1 protein-coding gene is annotated in these 2,260 nt (G+C 75.0%); it reads right to left on the bottom strand.

Going from position 1 to position 2,260, the window contains the following annotated elements:
* On the bottom strand, window positions 1-2,260 hold a 2,260-nt coding region (locus tag ACY0I8_RS17830), incomplete at both ends, for an FAD-dependent oxidoreductase (protein ID WP_461395816.1).

Raw genomic sequence — 2,260 nt, forward strand, 5'->3', positions numbered from 1 at the left:
CACCTCCACGCCGTAGAGGGCGGCGAGCCGCCGGTTCTCCTCGGCCTCGGGCTCCATGCCCACCGAGAGCACCACCCAGTCGGCGGTGTCGGTCCACTCCCGCCCCAGGGCCGGATCGTGGTAGCGCACCCGGGCCCCCTCTGCGGTGGGCTCCACGGCCGGGCGGCGGTCCAGGGTGTAGGGCACGAACACCACGCCCCGGTCCCGGGCCTCCCGGTAGAACGCCTCGTAGGTGCCGTAGGCCCGCAGGTCCCGGTAGAGCACCGTGACCTCGGCGTCGGGGGCGGCGTCCAGGAGCCGGAGGCTGTTCTTGAGGGCGTGGGTGCAGCAGACCCGGGAGCACCAGGGCCGGCACCCCTCGGCCTCCTCCCGGCTCTCCACGCACTGGATCATGACGACCCGGCCGCCCTGGACCTGCCCCTCGGCCAGGAGCCGCTCGAACTCCTTCTGGGTCACGATCCGCGGGCTCTCGCCGTACCCGTAGGACCGGGGCTTGGCCTCCCGGCCGCCCGTGGCGAGCACCACCGCGCCGTGGAGCACCTCGACCTCGCCCTCGGGGGTTTCAAGCGCCGTGCGAAACGCCCCGAGCCGGCCCGAGGCCCCCCGGACCCGGGTGGATCGGTAGAGGCGCACGCCCGGATGGTCCTCGACCCGCCGGAGGAGCTCGTCCCGCAGGGCGCGGGGGTCCGCGCCCCGCAGGGTGAATCGGCCCGTGGTGAGGTTTCCGCCCGGGTCGGCGTCGCGCTCCACCAGGTGGACCGCGAGTCCCAGGTCGGCGAGCCGCAGGGCCGCCTCCATGCCGGCGGCGCCGGCGCCCACCACAAGCACGGTGCGCTCGAGGCTCTGGGCCCCGAGCGCCGGGAACCCGGCGTACCAGGCCTCCCGCACGGCGGCCCGCAGGGTGTCGGCCGCGGCCGCGGTGCCTCCCGACGTCTCGAGGCAGGCTTCCCGGAGGTTCGCCACCGTGACGAGCCCCGGGTGGAACCCGCTTCGCCGCAGCACCCCCTTCACCAACTGCTCCACGATCCGGTGGGAACACGCCCCGAGCACGAGCCGGTTGGCCTCGGCCGCCGCGAACCGGTTTCGCACCTCCTCGAGCCCGGCGCGGGAGCACGCGTGGGCCACCCGCTCCACCGCCGCGACGCCCGGAAGCCCCCGGACCGCCCCTTCCAGGGCCTCGAAATCCGCGCGGCCCGTGTTGAACCCCTCGCACTCGCAGAGCACCACGGCCACCCGGGGCTCCTCGCCGCGGAAATCGGCCGGCGCCGGGAGCTCGGGCACCCCCACGTCGGCGCGGGCGGCCAGGTGCCGACCGGCCAGGGCCGCGGCCCGGGCACCGTCGAGCACCGACTCCGGGATGTCGCGGGGCTCCCGAAACGCCCCGGCCACGTACACCCCGGGAACCGGCGTTGAGCACGGGTCGAACTCGGGACCGCCGGCGAACCCGGCCTCCCCGGGCTCCACCCCGAACTTGAGCGCCAGCGTCCGGGCCGAGGGGCTCGCGCAGAACCCCGACGCCAGGACCACCAGATCATGGCGCACCTCCTCGAACCCGGCGCCCCCGGCCGCCACCTGGAGGAGGAGATCGCGGCTCCCCGGCACCTCGCGAACCACCGAGGGCATGGCCCGCACGAACCGGATGCCCGCCGCCTCGGCCTCCCGGATGTAGCGCTCGTAGTCTTTGCCGAAGGTGCGCAGATCCATGTAGTACACGGTGACCTGGGCGTCGGGCAGCCGCTCCTTGGCGAACCGGGCCTGCTTGAGGGCGAACATGCAGCACACCGAGGAGCAGTGGCCCTGCCCGGCCTCCGCGTCGCGGCTCCCCACGCACTGCACGAACGCGAGGCTCCGGGGTTGCCGGGCGTCGGAGGGCCGCACGGGCCGGCCCGACGAGGGGGCGCCGGCCGCGAGCATCCGCTCGAACCGGACCGCGGAGAGCACGTTGGGGTACCGGCCGTACCCGAACTCCTCCTTGCGGCTCGCCGGGAAGACCTCGGCGCCGGGGGCCAGGACGACCGCCCCGGCCTCCACCTCGACCTCCCGGGGCGGGGCGTCGAGGTCGATGGCCCCCGGATCACAGGCCTCCACGCATTTGCCGCACCGGGTGCAGGCGTCGGGATCCACCACGTAGGCCTTGCCCACGGCCTTGGGGTAGTAGCGGAAGATGGCCTTCCGGGTCTCGAGCCCGTCCCCGAACTCCCGGGGAACGGTGACCGGGCACACCTCCTCGCAGGCCCCGCAGTCGGTGCACTTCTCCGGG

The organism is Deferrisoma sp., from assembly GCF_054681715.1.